Origin of the sequence: Frankia sp. CgMI4, assembly GCF_001756285.1 — a bacterium.
GTDB classification, from domain to species: domain Bacteria; phylum Actinomycetota; class Actinomycetes; order Frankiales; family Frankiaceae; genus Frankia; species Frankia casuarinae.
Window position 1 is genome coordinate 19,393 of sequence record NZ_MAQZ01000091.1, and the last position, 20,858, is coordinate 40,250.

The 20,858-nt window shown below is 72.1% G+C and carries 15 protein-coding genes and 1 pseudogene; 9 read left to right on the forward strand and 7 right to left on the reverse strand.

Going from position 1 to position 20,858, the window contains the following annotated elements:
• Positions 1–4: 4 nt before the first annotated feature.
• Positions 5–676, reverse strand: a complete 672-nt coding sequence (locus tag Manayef4_RS16700) for a TrkA family potassium uptake protein (protein WP_035908790.1) — start codon at positions 674–676, stop codon at positions 5–7.
• Between the two features lie 129 nt (positions 677–805).
• Here Manayef4_RS16700 and Manayef4_RS16705 point away from each other — a divergent pair, with 129 nt between their 5' ends.
• From Manayef4_RS16705 to Manayef4_RS16725, 5 genes are all read left to right on the forward strand, one after another.
• Positions 806–2,812, forward strand: coding sequence for an APC family permease (locus Manayef4_RS16705; RefSeq protein WP_070132199.1), 2,007 nt, complete (start codon positions 806–808; stop codon positions 2,810–2,812).
• A gap of 59 nt (positions 2,813–2,871) precedes the next feature.
• Positions 2,872–4,275 (forward strand): TRAM domain-containing protein, encoded by a 1,404-nt coding sequence (locus tag Manayef4_RS16710; RefSeq protein ID WP_070132200.1) that lies wholly within the window; start codon positions 2,872–2,874, stop codon positions 4,273–4,275.
• Positions 4,276–4,576: 301 nt separating this feature from the next.
• Entirely contained in the window at positions 4,577–6,544 is a 1,968-nt protein-coding gene (gene dxs / locus Manayef4_RS16715; protein ID WP_070132201.1) for a 1-deoxy-D-xylulose-5-phosphate synthase, read from the forward strand.
• A gap of 199 nt (positions 6,545–6,743) precedes the next feature.
• On the forward strand, positions 6,744–7,742 hold the full coding sequence (locus Manayef4_RS16720) for a lysylphosphatidylglycerol synthase domain-containing protein (protein WP_070132202.1): 999 nt from the start codon (positions 6,744–6,746) through the stop codon (positions 7,740–7,742).
• 23 nt (positions 7,743–7,765) lie between these two features.
• Positions 7,766–8,401, forward strand: a complete 636-nt coding sequence (locus Manayef4_RS16725) for a hypothetical protein (protein ID WP_023841681.1) — start codon at positions 7,766–7,768, stop codon at positions 8,399–8,401.
• A 31-nt stretch (positions 8,402–8,432) separates the two neighbouring features.
• Here the strand turns inward: Manayef4_RS16725 and Manayef4_RS16730 are convergent, their stop codons facing one another.
• From Manayef4_RS16730 to Manayef4_RS16755, 6 genes are all read right to left on the reverse strand, one after another.
• Positions 8,433–10,580, reverse strand: a complete 2,148-nt coding sequence (locus Manayef4_RS16730) for a 3-hydroxyacyl-CoA dehydrogenase NAD-binding domain-containing protein (protein WP_070132203.1) — start codon at positions 10,578–10,580, stop codon at positions 8,433–8,435.
• Between the two features lie 89 nt (positions 10,581–10,669).
• Entirely contained in the window at positions 10,670–11,878 is a 1,209-nt protein-coding gene (locus Manayef4_RS16735; protein ID WP_011435773.1) for an acetyl-CoA C-acyltransferase, read from the reverse strand.
• Between the two features lie 248 nt (positions 11,879–12,126).
• Positions 12,127–13,467, reverse strand: coding sequence for an HRDC domain-containing protein (locus Manayef4_RS16740; RefSeq protein WP_070132204.1), 1,341 nt, complete (start codon positions 13,465–13,467; stop codon positions 12,127–12,129).
• 173 nt (positions 13,468–13,640) lie between these two features.
• A complete protein-coding gene (locus tag Manayef4_RS16745; protein ID WP_070132205.1) occupies positions 13,641–14,294 on the reverse strand; it encodes a DUF3000 domain-containing protein in 654 nt (217 codons plus the stop codon).
• 137 nt (positions 14,295–14,431) lie between these two features.
• Positions 14,432–14,683 carry a hypothetical protein gene (locus Manayef4_RS16750; RefSeq protein ID WP_023841679.1) on the reverse strand — a complete coding sequence of 84 codons (252 nt, stop codon included), beginning with the start codon at positions 14,681–14,683 and terminating at the stop codon, positions 14,432–14,434.
• A gap of 288 nt (positions 14,684–14,971) precedes the next feature.
• Complete coding sequence (locus Manayef4_RS16755; RefSeq protein WP_035732950.1) at positions 14,972–15,343, reverse strand: DUF3817 domain-containing protein; 372 nt, start codon at positions 15,341–15,343, stop codon at positions 14,972–14,974.
• 386 nt (positions 15,344–15,729) lie between these two features.
• Between Manayef4_RS16755 and hemE the strand changes: the two genes are divergently transcribed.
• The 4 genes and pseudogenes from hemE to Manayef4_RS16775 form a co-directional block, all read left to right on the forward strand.
• On the forward strand, positions 15,730–16,839 hold the full coding sequence (hemE, locus tag Manayef4_RS16760; protein ID WP_011435777.1) for a uroporphyrinogen decarboxylase: 1,110 nt from the start codon (positions 15,730–15,732) through the stop codon (positions 16,837–16,839).
• Between the two features lie 101 nt (positions 16,840–16,940).
• Positions 16,941–18,356 carry a protoporphyrinogen oxidase gene (hemG, locus tag Manayef4_RS16765; protein WP_070132207.1) on the forward strand — a complete coding sequence of 472 codons (1,416 nt, stop codon included), beginning with the start codon at positions 16,941–16,943 and terminating at the stop codon, positions 18,354–18,356.
• A 51-nt stretch (positions 18,357–18,407) separates the two neighbouring features.
• Positions 18,408–19,103: a hydrogen peroxide-dependent heme synthase gene (gene hemQ / locus Manayef4_RS16770; protein ID WP_011435779.1), complete on the forward strand. Its 696-nt coding sequence runs from the start codon at positions 18,408–18,410 to the stop codon at positions 19,101–19,103.
• Positions 19,104–20,030: 927 nt separating this feature from the next.
• Positions 20,031–20,858: pseudogene (locus tag Manayef4_RS16775) on the forward strand (sugar transferase); the annotation flags it as partial.

Here is a 20,858-nt window from a genome sequence, read left to right on the forward strand (position 1 = left end):
GGATCTACCCGGAGTCCTTGCCGTCCGGCCCGGTGCGCAGCACCGTGTCCGCCTCGGAGGCGTGCGCCTTCGTCACCGCCACGTGCACCACGTCACCGTCCTGGACGAGGGTGCGGGCATCGGGCAGGACACCCTCGCCGAACCGGGTCACGCAGGCCACCCGTACCCCGGCGGACTCCTCCAACTCCCGGATCCGGCGGCCCACCCAGGCGGGTCCGGGTGGGATAGCGGCCAGCAGCACCGAGCCCGACGGGTCGGACCACTGCGGCGTGACAGCGTCGGGTAGGAGCCGGTCGAGGATCTGGTCCCGGGTCCAGCGCACCGTGGCGACGGTGGGGATACCGAGCCGCTCGTAGACCTCGGCCCGGCGGGGATCGTAGATCCGCGCGACGACCCGCTCGACCCCGAACATCTCGCGGGCCACCCGGGCGGCGATGATGTTCGAATTGTCCCCGCTGGAGACGGCGGCGAACGCGGCGGCCTGCTCGATGCCCGCCTCGATGAGGGTGTCGCGGTCGAAGCCCATCCCGGTGACCCGCAGACCGGTAAAATCCTGCGGTAGCCGCCCAAACGCGGCGGGGTTCTGGTCGATGATTGCCACTGAGTGGCCGAACCGTTCGACGCTGCGGGCAAGCGCGGAGCCGACTCGGCCGCAGCCGAGGATCACGACGTGCACAAGGGTTGAGGGTAGTCCGATCCGGGCTGACCGGCGCAGGTCACGTGGCCGGATCTCCGGATACGGAGTATCTGTGTGCCACGTCACACTGATACTGAACTGCGTGGCTGGCGTCGGTAGCATCGCCGCGTGGCGCTCACGGACCGCCTCAAGCGCGGTTTCGTCGGTCGACCGATCGGGAGCGACCGGCTTGGGGAGACATTGCTCCCTAAACGCATCGCTTTGCCCGTCTTCGCGAGCGATGCCCTTTCCTCGGTGTCGTACGCGACCGAGGAGATCCTGCTTGTCCTGTCGCTGGGTGGGCTGGCCTTCTACCACATCTCGCCCTGGCTTGCTGGAGCCGTCGCCATCCTGATGCTGACGGTGGTGGCGTCCTACCGGCAGAACGTGCACGCCTACCCGAGCGGCGGCGGCGACTACGAGGTCGTCTCGGTCAACCTGGGCCCGCGGGCCGGCCTGCTGGTGGCCAGTTCCCTGCTGGTTGACTACGTCCTCACGGTCGCGGTGTCGGTGTCGGCCGGTGTCGCGAACCTGACGTCCRCTATCACCGGGCTCGCCGCGCACAAGGTGCTCCTCGCGGTCGTCATCGTCGTCCTACTGACGATAATGAACCTGCGTGGGGTGCGCGAGTCCGGCACGGCGTTCGCCATCCCGACCTACGGCTTCGTGCTCGGCATCTTCGTAATGATCGTCACCGGGCTGGTCCAGGCGGCCGTCGGTCATCCGCCGCGGGCCAAGAGTGCTGGGTACCAGGTGGTCGCCGAGCGTGACTACGCGGGATTCGCCCTGGTGTTCCTGGTGTTGCGGGCGTTCGCCTCGGGATGCACGGCGCTCACCGGGGTCGAGGCGATCAGTAACGGGGTGCCCGCGTTCCGGAAGCCCAAGAGCCGCAACGCCGCGACCACCCTGCTGATGCTGGGGCTTATCGCAGTCACGATGTTCGGCGGCGTCACCGCGCTGGCTCTGATCTCCGACGTGCATGTCGCTGAGCACACCGGGGACCTGATCGGCGCCAGTGGTGAGCAGCGGACCGTGATCGCCCAGGTCGCCGCCGCCGTCTTCGGGGACGGATCGCCCGGCTTCGGCTACATCGCCGTCGTCACCGCTCTCATCCTGATGCTGGCGGCGAACACCGCCTTCAACGGCTTCCCGGTGCTGGGTTCGATCCTCGCCCGCGACGGCTACCTGCCGCGTCAGCTATACACCCGCGGTGACCGACTGGCCTACTCCAACGGGATCGTGCTGCTCGCCGGCTTCGCGATCCTGCTGATCGTCGTGTTTGACGCGCAGGTCACCGCCCTGATCCAGCTCTACATCCTCGSGGTCTTCATCTCGTTCACCCTCAGCCAGACCGGGATGGTGCGGCACTGGGCACGCATCCTGCGCTCGGACGACCCGGCGGCGTCCGATCCGGCCGCCCGCCGGCGGATCCGCCGGTCTCAGGCGATCAACTTCTTCGGCGCCTGCCTCACCGGCACCGTGCTGATCCTCGTGCTGGTCACGAAGTTCACCCACGGTGCCTGGATCGTCTGTCTGGCTATCCCGATCATCTTTCTCGGGATGCGGGGGATCAGGGCTCACTACGACCGGGTCGCGGTYGAACTCACCCCGGAACCCGGGCCGCCGACCCTGCCCTCCCGGATCCACGCCGTCGTCCTCGTCAGTAAGATCCATGCCCCGACACTGCGGGCCCTGGCCTACGCCAAGGCGTCGCGGCCGCACAGCCTCGTCGCGGTCACGGTCGCCGTCGACCAGGCGGAGGCCGATCGGCTCCGCAAGGCGTGGACGGAGCGGGGGATCACCGTCGATCTCGTGGTGCTGGCCTCCCCCTACCGGGAGGTGACCCGCCCGGTGCTGGACTACGTCGCCCGGATCAGGCGGGAGAGCCCCCGCGACGTCGTCGCCGTCTACGTCCCGGAGTACGTCGTCGGTCACTGGTGGGAGCATCTCCTGCACAACCAGAGCGCGCTGCGGCTCAAGGCCCGGCTGCTCTTCCAGCCCAGCGTCATGGTCACCAGCGTGCCCTGGCAGCTCGCCTCGTCCAGGCTGGCCGAGCAGCGGTTCGAACGAACCGGGGCGGGCGCGGTGCGACAGGGCCGGGCCACGCTTCCCGGCCCGTTGGAGCGGAAGCGGTGAGTCGACAGCGTCGGCCCGCGCGATCGCGCGTCTTCGGGGGCACCGCACGGCAGGCCCGCGTGCCGGGGATCGCGGTCGGCTCGCTGCTCGACCTCGACGTCGGGCCGGTGGCCCACGGCGGCTTCTGCGTCGCCCGCTCGGGCGGTCGGGTGGTGTTCGTCCGCCATGCCCTGCCCGGCGAACGGATTCGTGCCCGAGTTACCGACGCCTCCCACGAGCGGTACTGGCGGGCGGACGCGGTCGCCGTCCTGACGCCCTCGCCGGACCGGGTGGTCGCGCCCTGCCCGCACACCGGTCCAGGGTTGTGCGGGGGGTGCGACTGGCAGCATGCCGGCCTCGCGGCGCAGCGGCGCGGTAAGGCCGAGGTCGTGGCCGACGCCCTTCGGCGGTTCGGCGGCCTCGACGCCCGGGTCAGCCCCGCGCACGCCGGGTCCGGCCTAGGGACGGCGGCCGAGGCCGGACCCGGCGCCGAGCCGGCGCTGGAGGTGCTGGTCGAGGCGGTGCCCGTCGGCGGTCCGGAGCGGCTGACCGGATCCGACCGGCCCGGTGGCGCCGACGACGGACTGGCGTGGCGGACCCGGATGCGCTTCGCGGTGACGGCCGGCGGCGAGGTCGGGCTGCGGGCGAGCCGCTCGCACGAGGTGGTGGCGACGCCGGACTGCCGCATCGCCCACCCCCTCGTCCTCGCGGCGCTCGCCGGCCGGCGGTTTCCTGGGGCCGACGCCGTCGAGGTCGCGGCCAGCCCGGCGACCGGGCAGGTGGCCGTGGCGGTGCATCCCGCCGGTGCCGGGACGGTCGTCAACGACGAGCACGCCGGGACCGGCGAGGATCCCGGGGAGGTCGGAGCCCCCGGGGAGGTCGTCGAGGTGGTGGGGGGGCGGAGGTTCCGGCTCGGGCCGGAGGTGTTCTGGCAGGTCCATCCGGCGGCTCCCGGCGTGCTGGTGGACGCGGTCCGCGAGGCCCTGCGTCCCCGAGCCGGGGAGACCGCGCTCGACCTGTATGCCGGGACGGGCCTGTTCGCGGCGTTCCTCGCGGAGGATGTCGGCGCCRCTGGCCGCGTCATCGCGCTGGAGTCCGACGCCGCGTCGGTCGCGGCCGCGGCGAACAACCTCGCCGATCTGCCATGGGTCTCGCTGCGGGCGTTGCGGGTGACGCCGGCTACCGTTCGTGGGGTGGTCGGTACGGGCGGGCCGGCCGGCCGGGTCGATCTCGCGGTGCTCGACCCGCCGCGCACCGGGGCGGGCCCGGCGGTGGTGGCCGCGCTGCTCGCCCATCGCCCCCGCGCGGTCGCCTACGTCGCCTGCGATCCTGTCGCGCTGGGTCGGGACCTCGCCGCCGCGGCGGCCGCGGGCTACGACCTCGTCGTGTTGCGCGCCTTCGACCTGTTTCCGATGACCGCCCACGTCGAGTGCGTGGCACTGCTCGAGCCGCGCGGCGCGGACCGGAATCCGAACCTGGTGTGATTGCGTCGGTACCAGAAGTGTCGCCGGAAGGCCGTGGACTCCACTTCCGGCCGCTCCCGACACGACCTGGTCGTGCCGGCGTGTCGCCCGCGCGCCACGCCGACAGAGTGTGTGCATCCGCGTACTCGGATCCGGACCAATAGTGGACAACCGGGGAGGTGGATTCTACCGCGATCAGGCCTATTGCCTGACGGTCTACGAGGAACTCACATGTCGGGTGCCCGTCTGCAAGGGGCCAGACGGGCTGCGTAGACTTTGYCGGACCCGGACCGATCCCCTTTCGGGAGAGGGAGTTCACGCCGTGTCGCTTCTGTCCACGATCAGTAGTCCGCAGGACGTCAAGCGCCTCGACCACGAGGAGCTCGCCACCCTGGCGGCCGAGATCCGTGATTTCCTCATTCACGCAGTCGCGCGTACGGGAGGTCACCTCGGGCCGAATCTGGGGGCTGTCGAGCTGACGTTGGCAATACATCGTGTGTTTGATTCGCCATTCGACCGCATCCTTTGGGACACCGGCCATCAGTCCTATGTGCACAAGATTCTGACCGGCCGGGCGGACGATTTCTCCGGGCTGCGCCAGCGGGGTGGCCTTTCCGGCTACCCCAGCCGGGYCGAGTCCGAGCACGACATCATCGAGAATTCGCACGCCTCGACCGCCCTGTCCTACGCCGACGGGCTGTYGCGTGCCTACGCGCTGCGTGGTGAGGACCGGGCCGTCGTCGCCGTCGTCGGTGACGGCGCCCTGACCGGCGGGATGTGCTGGGAGGCGCTGAACAACATCGCCGCCGACGACCGGCCCGTCGTCATCGTCGTCAACGACAACGRCCGCTCCTACGCACCGACGATCGGCGGCCTCGCCGACCACCTCGCCGCGCTGCGGCTGGCGCCCGAGTACGAGCAGGTCCTCGACGTCGTCAAGCAGGTCCTCGGCCGCACCCCGCTGGTCGGCCCCCCGCTGTTCGACGCGCTGCACGGCATCAAGAAGGGCATCAAAGACGTCGTCCAGCCGCAGGGCATGTTCGAGGACCTCGGCCTGAAGTACGTCGGCCCGGTCGACGGCCACGACGTCGTCGCGGTCGAGTCGGCCCTGCGCCGGGCTCGGGATTTCGGCGGGCCCGTCATCGTCCACTGCGTGACCCGCAAGGGCTTCGGCTACCCGCCGGCGGAGCAGGACGACGCCGACAACTTCCACGGCGTCGGCATCATCGACCCGGCGACCGGCAAGCCGGTGTCGACGTCGAAGACCATCAGCTGGACGAGCATCTTCTCGGACGAGATCGTGCAGATCGGTTCCGAGCGGCCCGACGTCGTCACGCTGACCGCCGCGATGCTCCAGCCGGTTGGTCTCGGCGCCTTCGCCAAGGCCTACCCGGACCGGGTGTTCGACGTCGGTATCGCCGAGCAGCACGCCGTCACCTCGGCCGCCGGGCTCGCGATGGGTGGGCTCAAGCCCGTCGTGTGTCTCTACGCCACGTTCCTCAACCGCGCGTTCGACCAGGTCCTGATGGACGTCGCCCTGCACCGCCAGCCCGTGACGTTCGTGCTCGATCGGGCCGGCATCACCGGGKAGGACGGGGCGTCGCACAACGGCATGTGGGACCTGTCGTTCCTGCAGGTCGTCCCGGGGCTCGCGATCGCCGCCCCGCGGGACGCGCCGACCCTGCGGGCGGAGCTGCGTGAGGCCGTGGGTGACACCGACGGCCCGACCGTCGTGCGTTTCCCCAAGGGCAAGGTCGCCGTGGACGTGCCGGCGATTGACACGGTCGGCGGGGTGGACGTGCTCTACCGTTCGCCGAAGGTGGYCCAGCGCCGCGAGGTGCTGCTGGTCTCCATCGGCGCGATGGCCGCCACCTGCCTGGAGGTCGCGGAGCGGGTCGCGAGCCAGGGCATCGGCATCACCGTTGTCGACCCGCGGTGGGTCAAGCCACTGGACCCGGCGCTGATCGATCTTGCCCGCGCCCACGACCTCGTCGTCACCGTCGAGGATAACGGCCGGGTCGGCGGGGTCGGGGCGGCGCTGGCCCAGCTGCTGCGCGACGCCGACGTTGACGTGCCCCTGCGGGACTTCGGCATCGCCCAGCGCTTCCTCGACCACGGCAAGCGGGACGAGGTCATGGCCGAGGTCGGGCTTGCCCCGCAGGACCTCGCCCGCAAGGTCGTCGAGGCCGTCGCGAAGCGCCAGCCGGYGATCGAGGACGACCCGACCTCGCCCGGCGAAGCGGCCCCGGCGGGCGAGCGGGCCGGYGAGGCCATCGGCGACCAGCGCTGACCGCGGCGCGCTGACCCCGGTGCTCTGACTCGGGTGCGCTGATCCCGGTGCTCTGACTCGGGTGCGCTGATCCCGGACGCACCCGGGTGCCGCCCGGTCATCGGGGTCCGACGGGCAAGGACCCGCCACCGTGTCGGGATCCGCCACCGTGTCGGGGCCCGGCGCGGTGGCGGCCCGACCGCCGTCCTAGGCTGACCAGGTGGGTGAGCACACCGTGTCGGCGCGCCAGGGCGCCGCCTCCCGCCGCCGGGCTGGGCACGGCCCACGCTGGTGGGCCGTGCGTGGTGCGCTTCTGGTGGCCCTCGGGCTACTGGTTCTCGCCATGGTCAGCCAGTGGAACGAGATCGAGGAGTCCGTCCGCTCGCTCACCGTGGGCGGCGTGGTGGCCTCGGGTGTGGTCACCGTGCTTGCCGTCGGTACCACCGTGTTGTCCTGGCGGGCGTTGCTGGGGGGGTTGGGCGCCGCGCTTCCCCTGCGGGCCGCTGTGCGGATCTTCTTCGTCGGGCAGATCGGCAAATATATCCCGGGCAGCGTGTGGCCGGTGCTCGCGCAGATGGAGCTCTCCCGCGACCACGGCGTCTCCCGGCCGAAGGCGGCTTCGGCGAGCCTGGTCGTGTTGGCGCTCGCGGTGCCGAGCGGGGGGCTCGCCGCGGCGGTCACCCTGCCGTTCGTCTCCGCGCAGGCGCTCGCCGACTACTGGTGGGCGCTGGCGGTCGTGCCCGTCTTCGTCGTCGTGCTCTGTCCCCCGGTGCTGTCCCGCCTGCTGGCGCTGGCATTCCGGCTGCTGCGCCGCCCACCGCTGACCGAACCGCTGCCCCCGCGGGCCGTCRCCGCCGGAGCCGGCTGGTTGCTGCTCAGCTTCTGCTGCTATGGGGTGGCGACCTGGCTGCTCGTCCGGGATCTGCATCCGGCGGTCGGTGGCGGCCGGCTGTTGCTGCTCTCCCTCGGGGCCTATGCCCTGGCCTGGACCGCCGGATTCCTGGTACTGGTGCTGCCCGCCGGGGCGGGGGTGCGGGAGGCGGTGCTGGTGCTGGCGCTGGCGCCGGCGGTCGCCAGCGGGCCGGCGACCCTGGTCGCGTTGGTGGCGCGGCTTCTCGCCACGATCGCCGACCTGGTCTGGGCGCTCGTCGGTGTCGCCCTACGGCAGCGGGGTGCTCGGCTGTTGTGTACTGATGATGCGATGCAGGAGCGAATGTGAGGAAAGTGGGAGGAGGGTGGGGGGTGCACCATGACCCGCAACGGCCACCCGGGTGGCCCCCGCCCGTCCCGCCGATCTCGTGGGGCGGCCCCGGGTGGCCGGGCGGGCCGCCGGCACCCCGCCGTAGTCGGGCCCGGTGGCTGATCCCGCTCGTCCTCGTGCTCGCCCTCCTGACCGGCGCGGGCGGAACCGGTCTGTTCCTGCTCCTCCGCTCCACCGACGGCCCTGCCAACGCCGTCCGCGCCTACCTGATGGAGGTCAGGGACTCGCGCTACGAGGCCGCTTACGTCCGCCTCTGCCCGTCGGTCCAGGAACGCCGCCCAGCGTCCGAGTTCGCCATCATCATGCGGGCTCTGGACGATGTCCAGGGCGGTATCGCCTCGTTCGCCGTGCGAAGAGTGCAGATCCACCGGTCCGTGGGTTCCCCGACGGTCCGGGAGGTTCAGGTCGACGTCCGGCGCGGCAGCGCCGCGGCGAGCCACGAGACGTACCAGGTGGGAAAGGAATCCGGAAGCTACTGCCTGCTGACGCCCGGCGCCCCGTTCTCCTTGGACCCGTCGCTGCCCCCGGATCTTCAGCAGCCGGGCCCGTTCGATGATTCCCCCGGCGATGGCCGACGCGGCGGTGGCGACGACGAGCCACCGGTCCGCACGGCCTGACCGGCGCCGATGGTCAGGGCGGCCGATTGGATCAGCGCAGGGTGGCGACCCCCGGCGGGGCGAAGCGCTGCCCGGTGACGGCCTCGCTGATGCCGCTACGGTCCAGGTAGGGCGTGATGCCGCCGAGGTGGAACGGCCAGCCGGCGCCGAGGATCATGCACAGGTCGATGTCGGCGGCCTCCGCGACGATCTTCTCGGTCAGCATCAGATGGATCTCCTCGGCGAGCGCCCGCAGCGCCGCCTCGCGTACCTCGTCCCCGGTCAGCGGGGTGGCGGCCGGGGACGGCGTGAAGATGAGCGCGGCGGCGTCCGGGTCGACGGTCTGGACGCCGTCCGGGCCCGTGGTGTAGACGCCGCTCCGGCCCGCCTCGACCAGCCGGGCGAGAGCCGTCGGCCGCCGGAACCGGTCCGGGAACGCCGCGTGCAGTGTCTCCGCGACGTGCAGGGCGACCGGCGGCCCGACGAGGGCGAGCAGGGTCATCGGGGACATCGGCAGCCCCAGCGGATCGAGGGCGTGGTCGGCCTCCTCGAGCGGCGTACCGCCCTCTGTCGCGCCGAGCACCTCCCCGAGGAACCGCGTCAGCAGCCGGTTGACGACGAACGCCGGGGCATCGGCGACCAGGACCGCGTTCTTCTTCAGGTTCTTCGCCACGGCCAGCGTCGTCGCGATGGTGGCGTCGTCGCTGCGGGCAGCGCGGACCACCTCGACCAGGGGGAGGACCGACACCGGATTGAAGAAGTGCAGCCCGGCTACCCGTTCGGGATGATCGAGCCCAGCGGCCATCTCGGTGACCGACAGCGCCGAGGTGTTCGTCAGGAGCACGGCCGTGGGCGCCACGACGGCCTCGAGCTCCGCGAGCACGGTCCGCTTGACGGCCAGGTTCTCGAAGACGGCCTCGATGACGAGGTCCGCGTCCGCGAAGGCGTCCTTGGTCAGGGATCCGGTGACGTTCGCCTTGTAGCGGTTCGCCTGGTCGGGGGTGATGCGGTGGCGCAGCAGGAGGTTGTCGACCTCCTGGTGGACCCCCGCGACCCCGGCGTCGAGCCGGGCCTGGTCGATGTCGGTGAGCACCACCGGCACCTCGAGCCGGTGCGCGAACACGAGGGCGAGCTGGCTTGCCATGAGGCCGGCGCCGACCACCCCGACCTTCGTCACGGGCCGGGCCAGCGCCGGGTCCGGCCCGCCCACCGGCCGCTTCGCCCGCTTCTGCACGAGGTCGAAGGAGTACAGGCTGGCGGCGAGTTCGTCGCTGACGGACAGATCGGCGAGGGCCTCGGTCTCGGCCGCGTACCCGGTGGCGCGGTCGGCGGTCTCGGCGAGCGCGAGGAGGTCCAACGCCCGGTAGGCGGCCGGCGCGGCCCCGTGCAGCTTCGCGTCGGCGAGCGTCCGGCCCCGTGCGATCGCCTCCGCCCAGCCCGCCCCCCGCTCGACCGGCGCGCGGGCGGCCACCGGGTCGACATCGCCGCGCAGCACCTGGCCCACCCAGCGCAGCGCCTCCGCCAGGAAGTCCGCCGGCTCCAGCAGCACGTCCCCGAGACCCAGCTCGAACGCCTGCCGGCCGCGCAGCATGCGGTTCTGGCTGAGCGCGTTGCCGATGACGACGGACACCGCCCGTTCGGCGCCGATGAGGTTGGGCAGCAGCTGGGTGCCKCCCCAGCCCGGGACGAGGCCGAGGAAGACCTCTGGGAAGGCGAGTGCGGGAATGCCGGCGGACAGCGCCCGGTAGTCGCAGTGCAGGGCCAGCTCCAGCCCGCCGCCCAGCGCCGCCCCGTTGACGAGGGCGAAGGTCGGGACCTTCCGGTCACCCAGGCGACCCTCACCCACCCGGGCGAAGGCCTCGTGCCCGAGGCGGCCGAGCGCCGCGAGCGAGGGGCGGATCCGCTCCGGGTCGGTGAGCGATGAGCGGAAGGACAGGTCCRCACCCACGCTGAAGATGAACGGCTTGCCGGTGACGGCGATCGCGGCGACCGGCGGGTCGTGCGCCTCGATCTCGTCGACGGCGGCGAGCAGGGACCGCAGGCCGGCCGGGCCGAAGGTGTTCGGCCGGGTGTGGTCATGACCGTTGTCGAGGGTGATCAGGGCGACGGGCCCGGCCACCTCGGGCAGCCGCGCGTAGCGGACGTGGGCGGCCGTGACGACCTCGCCCGGGAAGGACAGGGTCACCTCGTCGATGGTCATGGATCTCCCCTCGGTTCCGCCGCGGGCCCGGTCGTGTCGGACGGGTCGTCCCGGGTCGGTCGTCGTGCCTGCTCGGTCGTCGTACCTGCTCAGTTGGCCGCGGCGTGGTGCGGATTCGCCCAGATCGTGGTGGCGCCCATGCCGAGACCCACGCACATCGCCGTCATGCCATAGCGCACCTCGGGATGCTCGGCGAACTGCCGGGCGAGCTGGGTCATCAGGCGCACCCCGCTGGACGCCAGTGGGTGACCGAACGCGATGGCCCCGCCGTACGGGTTGACCCGGGGATCGTCCTCGGCGATGCCGAAGTGGTCGAGGAAGGCCAGGACCTGCACGGCGAAGGCCTCGTTCAGCTCGAACAGGCCGATGTCGTCGATGGTCAGGCCGGTGCGGGCCAGCGCCTTCTCCGTCGACGGGATCGGCCCGACGCCCATCACCTCGGGGGGGACTCCGGCGAACGCGAAACCCACCAGGCTCATCTTCGCCGGCAGGCTTAGCTCGGCCGCCACCTCGGCGGCGGCGAGCAGGCAGCCGGTGGCGCCGTCGTTGAGCCCGGCGGAGTTGCCCGCGGTCACCCGCCCGTGCGGCCGGAACGGCGTGCGCAGCCCGGCGAGCCCCGCCTGCGTGGTGTCCGGTCGCGGCGGCTCGTCGACGGTGACGAACTCCCAGCCCGTCTCGACGTGCCGGGCGGCCACCGGGACGAGGTCGGGCTGGATCTGACCGTTCGCGTACGCCTTGGCGACCTTCTCCTGGGAGGCCAGAGCGAAGGCGTCCGCCCGCGATTTGGTGATCTTGGGGTACCGGTCGTGCAGGTTCTCGGCGGTCGAGCCCATCACCAGCGCGGAGGTGTCCACGAGCCGTTCGGCGACGAACCGGGGGTTGAGGTCGGCGCCTTCGCCCATCGGGTGGCGGCCCATGTGTTCCACCCCGCCGGCCACGGCCACGTCGTAGGCGCCGACGGCGATCGACGAGGCCGTCGTGGTCACCGCCGTGACGGCGCCTGCGCACATCCGGTCGATCGCGAAGCCCGGCACCGTTTCCGGCAACCCGGACAGGATGGCGGCGACCCGGCCGATGGTCAGGCCTTGATCGCCGATCTGGGTGGTGGCCGCGATCGCCACCTCGTCGATCCGCTCGGGGGGGAGGGAAGGATTGCGTCGCAGCAGCTCCCGGATCACCCGCACGATCAGATCGTCGGCACGGGTCTCGGCGTAGACGCCCTTGGCCTTCCCGAACGGGGTTCGGACCCCGTCGACGAACACGACGTCGCGTACGAAGTTTCTGGATGATCCGAACACGGGACCTCCCGACCCGCGGCCGCCACCGACCGCCGGTTCGTCGCCGTCGAACGTCGGCCGTTGTCCGAAACCCGGTTCCAGGGCCTGGACAGCCAGCCGGCACCGGCGCGGATACCGCCGGCACGGCTAGCCTACGGCAGCGGTTACCAGCCGGTAGACATCCCGGAGCCATGGATGCCGGATGCCCGGGGAGGCCGATGCCGTGATGCGCCGGTCCGTCCCTGGCCCACGACCCGCGGATCCGGTCGTCAGCCCGCCGGCTCGGCTGCCGGTTCGGCCGGTTCGGCCGGTTCCGTCGGTTCGGCCGGCGGCTCGGCGAGGACGGTGAGCAGGGGAGCGGCCGTCAGCTTGATCTGCCAGGGGCGTGCCCCGCCGGTCCGCAGCGCCCCGGCGACGGCCGTGTCCGTCAGGGGATTCGGCGGGGACCAGGCGAGCCGCCGGGACAACGCGGGCTCGAGGAGGTTTTCCACCGGCATCGTGTGGGCGGCGGCGAGGGCGGCCAGCGCGGCCCGCACCCGGGCCAGCCGCGACGCGGCCACCGGGTCGCGCTCGGCCCAGCGGTTGGGCGGCGGCAGACCGTCGCCGCCCGGTCCGGCCGGGGCGGGCAGCTCCTCCTCGGGCAGTGCGGCGGCGCCACGCAGGGCGTCGAGCCAGACGTTCGCGGTGCGGCGGATCCGTGGTCCGGAGAAGATGGGCAGCCGGACCAGCGCGGCCGCGTCGGTGGGGGCGTTCAGCACGGCGTCCATGATCGCGCTGTCCGGGAGGACGCGACCCGGCGCGACGTCACGGGTACGAGCTAGCCGGTCCCGGGCGGTCCACATCGCCCGGACCGCCGCCAGCTGGCGGCGGGACCGGGCTCGGTGGATCCCGCTCGTCCGGCGCCACGGCYCGGCCCGTGGCTCGCGTGGCGGGGCCGCGACGATCGCGGCGAACTCCTGCCGGGCAAACTCGATCTTGTTCTGTTCGATCAGCTCCGCCTCGAGCGCGTCGCGCAACTCCACCAGCAGCTCGACGTCGAGTGCCGCGTAGCGCAGCCACGGCTCGGGAAGCGGGCGGGTCGACCAGTCCGCGGCCGAATGGCCCTTCTCCAGCCCGTAGCCCAGCACCCGTTCGACCATTATCCCCAGCCCGACCCGTTCGTAGCCCAGCAACCGGCCGGCGAGCTCCGTGTCGAACAGCAGACTCGGCCGCAGACCGAGYTCGGACAGGCACGGAAGGTCCTGGCTGGCGGCGTGCAGCACCCATTCGACCCCGCCCACCGCGTCCTGGATGACGCTCAGATCCTCGAGCGCGATCGGATCGAGGAGCAGCGAGCCCGTGCCCCGCCGTCGGATCTGGACGAGGTAGGCCCGCTGGCTGTACCGGTAACCGGACGCACGTTCGGCGTCGAACGCGACCGGCCCGATGCCGGCCGCGAGGCGTTCCGCCGCCGCGGCGAGTTCCGCGGTGTCAACGATGACGGGGGGTACCCCGTCCGCAGGGATGAGCAGCGGGATGGGCTCATGAGCACCGGTGCTGGGCTGTACCTCCACCTCTGCGCTGACACCCCCGCTGACCTGCTGTGTTGATTCAGGAACCGTCGACGTCACGATCGGTGATCGTACGTCTGAATCCTGACGGAGGTAGCCGTGTCCTACAGCGAATCGCGTTATTTATACGCTTTGTAACGACGTGGTAATGGGAGGTGTGCGCGGTGGAAGGTCGGCCGCGGCGCGCGGTGGGTGGTGCGGTGCTGTCCGTCCGGCGGGCCGGTGTGACGCGGTCAACTCCGGCGAGTTGGTAGCGTGATGACTCMGGACAGTTGTGGGGGAAGCCCGGCCATGGCCGCGAGCAGGTCCCCGAACGCGAGCAGGTGGGCGACCGTCGCCGAGGCGCTCCAAGGCAGCCGGCCCTGCGTGTCCGGCCCCGCGGGGCCGCGGTCGGATGCGAGGGCGGTCTCCGCCCAGTCGGGTGACCAGGAGCAGCGCAGCTCCACGTCGAAACTGTCCCCGTCGGCCGCGAGCACACCGAAGCGTTGTGACGCGGTGGCCGTGACCGTGCCGCCCAGGGCGCGCACGCCCGCGCCGTGCGCCTCCAATGATTCCCGCAGCCACGACCAGGCGACCTCGGCGAGCAGGGGATCGCCGGCGATCTCCCGGTCGATGCTCGCGCGGGCGTAGCAGACGATGCGGGCCGTGCCCTGCCAGGCCGGCTGTCCCTGGGGATCCATGAGCAGGATGAGCCGGCCGGCCGCGGTGTCGGCCTCGTCCCCGGTCAGCCCGCCGGCCAGAGCGAAGGAGAACGGCGCGACCCGGGTGGGTGCCGCCACCTCGTGCACCGCCACCTCCGGGCGTAGCCGCGCGATCCCCGCGCGCAGGGCGTCGGTGACCGCGAGGAAGATCGGAGGGCTCGCCTCGGATGACTGCGCGACCCCCATGACGGCAACGGTAGGACGTCGGTCGTGATCATGMTGGCCAGACGCCGGAGCGTACGGGTTCGGTCCCGTTGCGTGCGGGCGGGAACCGGTGAGCCGGTGTCCGGAGTACCCCGGCTGAGGGGCGGAACTGTGCAGGCTCACGCCGGGATCCGCGCGGCGGCACGATCGCGGCCGCGGAGATCTCGGACTGCGGGGGTCTCGCGCACGGGCCTCGGCCGGGTCGTCGGCCGCTCCGCGGGGGCCGGCCCGACCAGCACCGCGGTGCCACAGGAGGTGCAGGCCCACTCCGGGCAGTCGTCACCGTGCCCGTCGGAGCACGGAGGTTGCTCGAAGATGCGCTCGTCGCGGCATGCGATGCAGACGAGAACGATGTGATCCTCGGCGCTCATCCGGACCTGTTCCACTCGACCACCACTCCCCGCGCACGTCTGCCCGTGATGCGTCCCGTTGGATCGTGGTGGGCGCATAACCRCGGATCGCGCGCCATTCGCCACGGCCGGAGGGAGAGGAACGCGGGATGACGCGCACCCTCTACCCCAATTCCGACCGGACTGACGGTGCCACGGGACGAGCGGATGTCCGTGCATTCTCTCCGGCGTGTCGCGTGAGCCCGTCTCGGGGCGGTGCGGGGCGGATCGCCCGGTCTGTGGGCCGGTGGGGTCGGGCCGGCCCCAGGCTCAGCCCGCCTGGCCGGCCGGCTTCGAGGTGGGGCGTGCCGGCTCCGCGTTGCCCAGCCGGACGGCGTCGCCGCGCAGCCAGTGCCGCTCGACGAAGAACGGGGCGACAGGCAGCACCGCGGCGATCAGCGCGAGTACGGTCCGCTTACGGCGCCAGCGCCCGACCATCGAGAGGTAGCCGATGAGGGCGCAATAGGTGAGGAAGAGCACGCCGTGGATCGGGCCGAGGATCCGCACGCCGATCGGGTAGCCGGCACCGTATTTGATCGCGGTCGCGACGAGCAGCAGAAGGAAGGACGACGCCTCGGCGAGCGAGACGACGCGGGCCAGGGCAAGGGGCTGGAAGGCGCCGCTCGGGGCACGACCGGTCATCGGTGACTCCTCGTCGTAGCAGATGGCGTCGTAGCAGACGGTGTAGTAGCAGACGGCGTAGCAGATGACACTGAGGTGTTCCACTGTTCGGGCGCCTTGGYGCTCCGGGACCCGGGACGCGCCGTGGCCGTGCCACGGCGACCGCGGGATTCGTCACGTCCGCTCGATCGTTCGTCCCCGTCCGCCGAGCGCCGCCTCGACGGGCGGGAGCGCCCGACACCGGCTGAACCTGGAAGTTCTTCTACTCAGAGTAGAAGATAGCGGATGTGCAACGTTCCGGTTCGTACTCCCCGGTCCTCGCCGCTGGGAGCCGTCAGGCCCGTGTGGTGGCCCATCCCGCTACGGCCGTCCTCCCACACCTCCCACAGGCGTGCAACGATCGACCCATGCCTGTCCTCCACGTTGACGCGCGACCCGGATCCGGGCCGGGTGGCGTCTCGCCCCCGCCGAGCGGTGCAGCGCTCGCCCGGCGGCCCGGCCTGGCCGACACCGCGCCCTTCCTGCGTGCCTGTCGACGGGAGCACCCCGGGACCACGCCGGTGTGGTTCATGCGTCAGGCCGGGCGGGTCCTGCCCGAGTACCGGGCCCTGCGCGCGGGAGTCGCCATGCTCGACTCCTGCCGGGACGCCGAGATGATCACGGAGATCACGCTCCAGCCGGTACGCCGGTTCCGGCCGGACGCGGCGATCTTCTTCTCCGACATCGTGGTGCCCCTGGTCGCGATCGGCCTCGACATCGACATCGTCGCCGGGATCGGACCGGTGGTGGCCGAGCCCGTGCGGGACGCCGTCGGGCTCGCCGCGTTGCGTGCACTGGAGCCGGACGACGTTCCCTACGTGGCCGACGCGGTCCGGTTCCTGCTGGCCGAGCTGGGTTCAACCCCGCTGATCGGGTTCGCCGGGGCGCCGTTCACCCTCGCGAGCTACCTCATCGAGGGCGGACCGAGTCGCGACCACGCCCGCACCAAGGCGTTGATGTACAGCGAACCGAAGCTCTGGCACGCCCTGCTGGCCCGGCTCGCCGACATCACCACCGCCTTCCTGCGCGTCCAGGTGGATGCCGGCGTTGACGCGCTGCAGCTGTTCGACTCCTGGGCCGGGGCGCTGGACGAGGCGGACTACCGTCGCTACGTCGCGCCGCACAGCGCTCGGGTGCTGGCGGCCTTCGCCGGTGAGGTGCCGCGCATCCACTTCGGTGTGAACACCGGTGAGCTGCTCGCCGCGATGGGCCAGGCGGGTGCGGACGTCGTCGGCGTCGACTGGCGGGTCCCTCTCGACGAGGCCGCCCGGCGGATCGGGCCCGGTCATGCCGTGCAGGGAAACCTCGACCCGACCGCGGTCTTCGCCCCCGAACCGGTGCTCGCCGCCAAGGTGCGCGACGTCTGCGCCCGCGGGGCCGAGGCAGAGGGGCACGTGTTCAACCTCGGCCACGGGGTGCTGCCGCAGACCGATCCGGGCGTGCTCGCGCACGTCGCCGACCTTGTCCACGGCGGATGATCCACGGCGGATGATCCGCCTTCATCGGGCCGGTTCACTGGCACCGGCCCGATGGTGAAAGCTGGCGGGCGGCACCACTCAACGTGAAGGGCGGCAGGAACGTGCGGGTTGTGATCGTCGGTGGGGGTATCGCCGGGCTCTCGGCCGCCCGCGMCTTGGCCGGGCACGCCGAAGTGACCGTCCTCGATGCGGCGGACCGGGTCGGTGGCAAGCTGCGTACCACCCCGATCGAGGGTCTGGACGTCGAAGAGGGCGCGGAGTCYTTCCTCGCCCGGGTTCCCGACGGACTCCGCCTGGCCCGGCAGATCGGGCTCGGGCACGAGATCGTGCATCCGGCCACGACGTCAGCCTCACTGTGGATCCGCGGCCGGCTGCATCCCATCCCCCCGAACACCCTGCTCGGAGTGCCGACCGACGTCCTCGGCCTGCTCCGCTCGCGGGTGCTGTCCCCGTGGGGGCTGGTGCGGGCCGCCGCCGACCTGGTGCTGCCGCGGACGCGTTTCGCCGACGATCCGACCGTCGGTCGCTACGTCGGCACGCGGGTCGGGCGCGAAGTCGTCGACCTGCTGGTGGATCCGCTGCTCGGGGGGGTGTATGCGGGCCGGGCCGACGCGCTGTCGCTGCGGGCGACCGTGCCCCAGCTCGTCCCCATCTTCGCCGAGGACCGCTCGCTGCTCCTCGGCGCGCACCGGGTGCGGGCCCGTACCGGACCCGCGACGACGACCTCGACGGCGCCGCTGTTCGCCACGCTTCGGGGGGGGCTGGGCTCCTTCGCGGCGCGAGTGGCGGCGCAGTCCGGCGCCACCGTGCGCACCGGGGTGCTCGTCCGCTCGATCGCGAAGACCGCGGGCGGCTGGCAGGTCAACTGTGACCGGGTGGGCGGCGCGGACGCCCTCGGGCCGTTCCAGGCCGACGCCGTGATCCTCGCGGTGCCTGCCGGGGTGGCCCGCGCCCTGCTGGCGCCGCTGGCCCCGCATGCCTCCGCCCCGCTTGCCGGCGTGCCCTACGCCTCGGTCGGCCTGGTGACGCTGGTCTACCGGGACGCCGCGCCGCCACCCGGCAGCGGATTCCTCGTGCCCGCCCGGGCGGGCACCGCGGTGAAGGCGGCCACCTTCCTGTCCGCCAAGTGGCCGCACCTGGGCTCCGACCGGCTCACGGTGGTGCGGGCGAGCATCGGCCGCGCCGGTGCCGAACAGGACCTGCAGCGCGGGGATGTGGAGCTCGCCGGGGTGGCGGCGGCGGAGATCGCGCAGATCACCGGCCTGTCCGGTCGGCCGGTAGCGACCCGGGTGAGTCGCTGGGGCGGGGCGCTCCCGCAGTACCTGCCGGGTCATCTCAACCGGATCGCCGCGGTGCGCCGGGGGCTTCCAGCGGGGATCGCCCTCGCCGGAGCGGGATACGACGGTGTAGGCATCCCGGCCTGCATCCGGTCGGGGGAGACCGCCGCGCACGCGGTGCTGAGGGCTACCCGGACGGCGCAGGGCAGTCCGGCCGATCCGGTGGGCCCGGGAATCTGATCACGTGCACCGGCCCGGACCGCGTCCGGCCGCCGGTGAAGGAGGCTGGGAATGTCGGAGTCTACGAAATCGGCCCGCGAACTCAACGCGGAGCTGCTCTACACGGGATGGTCGGTCTTCGCGGCCGACCGTCCGCTACCCGCCGAGCGGACCCCGCTGATCGACGAGGCGACCGCCCTGCTCGACGGGGCGCTGGCCAAGGACGTCTACACCCGCGGTGTCTACGAGATCTCGGGCTACCGGGCCGATGCGGACCTGATGGTCTGGTGGACGAGCCCGGACCCGGACCTGCTGCAGGAGACCTACCAGCGGTTCCGGCGGACGGCCCTGGGCGGGCACCTGCGTCCGGTGTGGTCGGCGGTCGGCCTGCACCGGCCGGCGGAGTTCAACCAGAACCACATCCCCGCCTTCGTCCGGCGGGAGGACCCCCGCGGTTATCTCTGCGTCTACCCGTTCAACCGCTCGCTGGAGTGGTACCTGCTGCCGGACTATGAACGGCGCGGGATGCTAGCCGAGCACGGGATCATGGGCCGGGAGTACGAGGACGTCCGGGCCAACACGGTGGCTTCGTTCGGACTGGGCGACTACGAGTGGCTGCTCGCCTTCGAGGCGGATGAGCTGCACCGGATCGTCGACTGCATCCGGCACCTTCGGGCCAGCGCGGCGCGACGGCACACCAGGCTGGAGACGCCGTTCTACACCGGTGCCCGCAAGCCGCTGGCGGACGTCGTCACCGCCCTGCCCTGAGGCGGCTGGCTGCCGGGTAGACCGGCGGAGGACCGGGACGGCAGCCGGCGCCTGCCTGGGCGCCCCCACCCGTCCGGCAGGCGCCGACCGTCCCGTGACTGTGCTCACCGGCCTCACCCGGGCGGCAATCACTCCAGGTGACATCAATCCCGGGGACATCACCCCGGCGATATCACGTCGGCGACGTCGCACGGGGCGCGCCGGATCGCACAGCCCCACCCCCCGGCGCCCGCGGGGGCGGGCAGCCGACGGATCCCGAGTCGAGACCCGCGATCCATAACGCAGAGTAGCATTATCGCCGCTGTTTGTGTGCGCAGTGTATGCGTCAGGCGTCCGTGGGTCGATGGTGTCCGTCATGTCCGCATCGGTGGGCGGACTTGGAAGGTTCGTCGACTCGGAAGGTTCGTCATGGCGGTCGCTGCCCGACGACCGCATCTCTGTTACTGTGAGTCGCCATAAACGCACGGATCACGCCATCGCCACGGTCGGCGGTCGGGGCGCCACGCCGCCATCGCCTGGCCGGGCCGCTGGTAAATCGTCTTGGYGCAGCCGGTAACGTTGCCCCCGTGACCACGGAGCGCCACCCGTGTCGGCGTCCGGTACTCCAGTTCGCTCCGGTGTGTGCCGACACACTCCAGCGGGACCTGGATGATGCGTGCGTTCGGCTCGTCGTTCGGGATGGYCCACAGTCAGTGGCGGGGGGAAGATCGCTGGAGGTCCGGTCGATGTACCACCGAGGGATGAATTCGTGGCTGTCTGAGCGAGGGGTGCCGCGGGCCRCCGAACGGGGAGGACGATGACACCTCCGGGCCCGCTCGGATCCTCGTTCGGGCTCGGGCACGTGCCGGCGCCACTGGGCCAGTCCATTCGGCCGGGTCCGGTCGGTGTCGTCAACGCGCACCGTCGCGGTGCTGGGGGGGACCACGAGTGACGGAGACGGTGTCCGGCGGCACGCGCGCGACCGCTGGGTCGAACTTCGTTCCGCGCACCCGCGGCGGGCAGGGGATGCCGTTCCCGCCGGACGCGCCGGCGGGAACGGCCGGCCGGCCCGCCGGCGCACCGCCGAGCCGCACGGCCACCGGGCCCGGCGGGCGGCACAGCGCGGGGAGGGTGAGCCCGGCCGCCGTCGAGACGGGCGGCTACCGCGCTCAGGTGACCTGGGAACGGCGTTACGTCCGGCTGCTTGTCCTGTTCGACGCGGCCGCCTGCGTGGTGGCAGCGGGGCTCGCGTATTTCGTGCGATTCGGCGACCTGGTCGACTTCGGCACCCAGCCGGTGTCCTCCAAGCCGTACATCCTCATGACGGTTCTGCTGCCGCTCGCCTGGGTGCTGGCGATGTCCCTGAACCGGGCCTACGAGAGCCGGTTCCTCGGTGGCGGGTCGGAGGAGTTCCGGCGGGTGGTCAACACGGCGGCCCGGTTCACCGCGGCGGTGGCCATCGCCTCGTACGCGACGAAGGCGGAGATCGCCCGTAGTTACGTGCTGATCGCCTTCCCGGCCGCGACCCTGTTCTCCATGGTGGGTCGGGTCGTCGGCCGCGGCCTCCTACACCGGATGCGCCGGGCGGGCCGCTGCCTGCACCGGGTGCTCGTGGTCGGGGCCGGGGAGTCGGCTGCCACCCTGGTCCGGCTGGCCCAGCGGGATCCGACGTCGGGTTGGGCGGTCGTCGGTGTCGTGCTCGACCGCTCGCCCGGCCGGCACAGTCACGACTCCCCGGAACGCAGTGGGTTCGACCTGCTCGGGGTGCCGATCGTC